The following is a 4,004-nucleotide window of genomic DNA, read 5'->3' on the forward strand; positions in this document are numbered from 1 at the left end:
CAAAACAATCGAGCTTATTCACCTTATCCGTAGAACGATCTGCCCCCAACTTTCACAAGACGCAACGACAGACGGACAGGAGTCACTCTTGAAGGCCATGAAACTCCTCGAAAAGCTTATCCTCGATATTCAGCCGCATCTGAGTGAAGAAGAAGCTTCAAGCATTACGAGCAAATTTCTGGATGAGCTTCCCACAGTCGCAAAGAAGCTGGTCAAGGACGTTCGTGCAGCGTACGAAGGAGATCCTGCAGCACAATCGGTGGAAGAGATCATGATTGCATACCCCGCTTATGAAGCAATAAGCATCTATAGGTTAGCCCATATTCTGTACTTGCTCAAGGTTCCCCTAATACCGAGAATAATGACCGAATATGCTCATCAGAAGACCGGAATCGATATCCATCCGGGCGCGAGAATAGGGACGCACTTCTTCATAGATCACGGTACGGGTGTTGTGATAGGAGAGACATGCAGAATCGGAGATCATGTGAAGATCTATCAAGGAGTCACGCTTGGAGCCAAGAGCTTCGAACTCGACGAAAACGGCAATCCGATCAAAGGGATAAAACGCCATCCAGATATTGGCAATCACGTCGTCATATACGCTGGAGCTACGGTCCTTGGAGGGAGTACGGTTGTCGGAGACAACTGCGTAATCGGAGGTAATGTCTGGCTTGTTCATTCTCTGAAGCCGGGAGAAAAGATCTACAACAATCCCTGATCCCTCTTCTCTTTTTGGTGACAGACTCTATATTTACAACCTGTTTACGTACACCAGGCAAGCGGCAGCCTCCATCTTATTCAAGGTCAGACCGAGGCACACTTCGGACAATAGATATCAACTTCGTGAAAAATGTGGAGTCACGATTGTTGGGGATTGGGGTCGGACTCAACTGATGAATAAATCTCCGGGTTGCGCTTTGAGCCCTGAAGATGTCTGCGAACAAAGAGGCCGCAGTTGCTGCCGATCTTGTTCTCTTCTGGCTCACCTACGCTGACGATTACATCGAAACCCATCTCTCGCAGCCCTTCTACTAGGCTTGAATGAACGGTGAGAGTGCCATTATCCTCTACCGCCGATTTCATTTCCTTTTCGTGGGATCGGTACGTAGGATTCACCGGTGTCACTTTGACCAGGAACTTCTCCGGATCAAAGATTTCTGAGATCACATTGTGATCAACAATCGACTCTGTCGAGAGGGCGAAGTTGAGAGTGATCTTCCTATCGTCAGGGCCGCAGAATACTGAGCCGTAATCGGCGATCTGCTCGAGACTCCATTTTTTGACGGGAATCAATGAATCACGCTGGGCTTTGTCTGTGGAATGAATCGAAAACTGGAGTTGAAACCGCCCCCTGTAAAGCCTCTCTTTGACCGCGTACAGCTTCTCGAAGAAGGTATTGGAACCAGCTGGCCCAATTGTGCTTATTGAAGGCAAGAGTCCAAGTGCGTTGTACCTTTGGGGAAGCGATTCAAGCGCCTCCAGAACGGAAGGATTTAATGCGGGTTCGCCTATTCTAGCAAACTGAATCTTGAATTTCTTCACATCTACGACGGAGCTGTATCTTTTGCTTATCATGTAGTCTATTTGATCCAATATCTCTTCAGCTGTGAGGTTTCTCCTGTAGGACCCACCCGCATCGCAGAAAGCACACTGAACAGGGCATCCATCCATGGTTGATACTATCAGAACCCACTTTTCCTCTCTGGGAATCGGCGGTTGAAGCGACTCTACAAACTCTACCCATGAACCTTTAGAGGTTTCTCCGATGTAGACGATTGCCAATTCTTCCTTCCCGAAACTCTGAATCATCTTCAAGACTCATCACCTCTGAGAAGCTATTCTCATGGCAGTTCTAATTCCATCGCCAACGGCGATTGAGGCCTGCCTGTAGATTTCACCCCTCGCATCGCCAATTATCTCACATCTGTCAGAATCAATTGTGGGAAGTGAGGCCTCCCTGCCTATACAGATAAGCAGAGCCTCTGCTGTATACGCGGCCAGCGAAGTGATAATCTTCAAAGCGGCTCCCGATTCAACGCGTTGTATCGGTTCTGCCTGGTGCAGTTCTACCCCGGATTTCTCTGCCGACAGTCTCAACGCCTCTATTGCTCTCGCCTCAGCGCTTCTGGAAAACAGCATTGTCATCCTTCCTGAAAGACTTGCACGGATCGCTCCGTCAAAGGCCATATCGCCTGCGCCGTAGACGGCAACTGCACCTTTTCCGCTTGGGATATCTCTGTACTCATAGACAACTCTTGAGTCAACCTCTAGAGCGGGAAGTTGTTTTGGGACCGTTCCTGACGCCACGACTGAGTAGTCGACTTCATAACTTGCCCTTGTCGTGAAGATAGTTCTGTCGTAAATTGTCTTCACATCTTCGCGGATGATCTCAATCGCGTTTCTCGAGAGATGGTCTTTCAGCTTCAGACAGAGATCCTCTCCTGTGGAAGGTTCGAGAGGCGGGAAGTTTTCCACTCGCCAGGCGTTGCTAAGAAGGCCACCAACAGTTCTCCGCTCGAAAAGAAGGACATCAATTCCGTATCGCTTCAGCATTATCGATGCTGCAACTCCGGCAGGTCCCGCCCCAACAACTCCAACTTGCCAGATCAAGAGAAATCTCCTTCGAGCAGCTTCAAAACCTCCGCCGTTTTAGATATAATCGAAAAACCATTGGCGAGATTCTTTAGAGAACATATGTGATGATCGAAGGTCTTGTCGCAAAGGGCATCCTCTACCATCATTGTTGCGTAACCTCTTGTGAAGGCAGATCTCGCGGTCGTTTCGCAGCACAGGTGCGTCCTCGCACCGCAAATAACCAGCTGGTTCACATTATTGCTTTTCAGAAAGGCGTCAAGACCTGTATCGTGAAATGCATCATAAGTATCTTTGTAGAAGATTGGAAGATCTCCGAATTGAGGAACCGCCCAACCTTCCTCTACTGCATTTCCCCACCATTGAACCATCATCTTAGCGCCGCCCCTGTGAACGGTCGAAGCGACTGGGAGCCCGTAACTCATGAACCCTTCGACGAGGTTTCGCGAATTTTCTACTACCTCCTCGATTCCTTTTAGATACGCTCGAGATTCTCTCTGAGTGTAGAAGTTCTGAAGATCGATCACGAGCAATGCCGGTGAAAGCAGTACGGCCTTGTGCTTCTGGCGTTCACGACCAAAGGTCTCATCAAAAAGCCTTTCTGAGAGCAAGATTTGTTTCCTCCCTGGATAGACTCAATTGACCAATTGTATCACTGGCGACCTCCTGTTGAGCAATAGAAAGAAAGGGTGATCTGACTCATCTCAAAGAAGAACCTCTATGCAGGAAAACCATTTTCTGCTGCGAGGCAACGCAGTTCGATTCTACATGATTCCCATATCGCTCTTCGTGGAGCTCAACAATCGTTTTATTCAGTTCAAGAATTGTCATCATTGTCAAATGAGCTTGATCTTATGTATTGTTGCACTCTTGATTCAAAATCCCAGCTTGAGCGCTCATACCGCATCTCATCCCTCTACTGCTCTCTCATCATCACGTGTTTCTTGACTAAGAACCCGGACATGAAGTGTCGGAACGATGAACCGCTCTTCTGTTCTTGATCAAAACTCCGCTCGAGCGGCAGAGATCGTTTTCGGTGCGGCGTGTGCTATTTGAAGCGCGTCTTACATGGTTTCCTCTTCTTTGCTCTGTCATCCCATAGTGCTCCTAGCAAGAGCGGTTATTGGTTGTGTGTTGTTGGTTGTTGGTAACAATGGAGAAGGATCATTGTCGAGACGTCCGCTGCGCTCACGAGAAGATCGAGATCCTTGCCTGAAGCGCGCCAGCTGACATGAAGTAAGAAAAGACTGTCATCCCGCAGAGCCTGCCCTCGAATCCCCTCACCTAGCCTGCCCTGAAAATGTTCTGTTCAGGGTCATCCCGTAGTGGTTCTGTACGGGATCTGGTCTTGAAAGCGCAATAATGATCGAGATTCTGGCCAGATACACGCCAGAATGACCGAAAGCAAG

The 4,004-nt window shown here is 48.6% G+C and carries 4 protein-coding genes; 1 reads left to right on the top strand and 3 read right to left on the bottom strand.

Annotated features, from left to right (window positions below; genetic code table 11):
- A partial coding sequence (locus tag ENN47_03990; protein HDP77341.1) for a serine acetyltransferase occupies positions 1 to 721 on the top strand: 721 nt, incomplete at its 5' end.
- Positions 722 to 861: 140 nt separating this feature from the next.
- Here the strand turns inward: ENN47_03990 and ENN47_03995 are convergent.
- Genes ENN47_03995 through ENN47_04005 form a run of 3 tightly spaced genes read right to left on the bottom strand, consistent with a single transcriptional unit; the run spans position 862 to position 3,206 of the window.
- Positions 862 to 1,818 (bottom strand): radical SAM protein, encoded by a 957-nt coding sequence (locus ENN47_03995; protein HDP77342.1) that lies wholly within the window; start codon positions 1,816 to 1,818, stop codon positions 862 to 864.
- Between the two features lie 6 nt (positions 1,819 to 1,824).
- Positions 1,825 to 2,613 (bottom strand): NAD(P)/FAD-dependent oxidoreductase, encoded by a 789-nt coding sequence (locus ENN47_04000; GenBank protein ID HDP77343.1) that lies wholly within the window; start codon positions 2,611 to 2,613, stop codon positions 1,825 to 1,827.
- Positions 2,610 to 3,206 (bottom strand): isochorismatase family protein, encoded by a 597-nt coding sequence (locus ENN47_04005; GenBank protein ID HDP77344.1) that lies wholly within the window; start codon positions 3,204 to 3,206, stop codon positions 2,610 to 2,612. The genes ENN47_04000 and ENN47_04005 overlap by 4 nt, the downstream gene beginning before the upstream one ends.
- Between the last annotated feature and the right edge of the window lie 798 nt (positions 3,207 to 4,004).

This window comes from Mesotoga infera, from assembly GCA_011045915.1.
GTDB classification, from domain to species: domain Bacteria; phylum Thermotogota; class Thermotogae; order Petrotogales; family Kosmotogaceae; genus Mesotoga; species Mesotoga infera_D.